The organism is Staphylococcus microti, from assembly GCF_000934465.1.
Classification (GTDB): Bacteria; Bacillota; Bacilli; order Staphylococcales; family Staphylococcaceae; genus Staphylococcus; species Staphylococcus microti.
In genome coordinates, this window is record NZ_JXWY01000156.1 from 1 (window position 1) to 240 (window position 240).

The window sequence follows — 240 nt, forward strand, 5'->3', positions numbered from 1 at the left end:
GTTCAAATAAATACATCAACTTATCGTGGTTCAACATGTCAAAGCACTGTTTTAAATCACAATCAACTGCGACCGAATAGCCCTCTTCATAGTACGTTGCACATTGCTTAAGTGCAGTTCCTGTACTGCGATTGGGTCTAAAGCCATGACTGTGTTTTGAGAATGTACGGTCGATTTTCGGTTCAATAACTTGTTTAATGGCTTGTTGGATAACTCTATCTCTAGCGACAGGGATTCCCA

General features: G+C 40.4%; 1 protein-coding gene. It reads right to left on the reverse strand.

Features of this window, described 5'->3' with window-relative positions; all coding sequences use genetic code 11:
• A partial coding sequence (locus TP70_RS11100; RefSeq protein ID WP_044361655.1) for a reverse transcriptase domain-containing protein occupies positions 1-240 on the reverse strand: 240 nt, incomplete at both ends.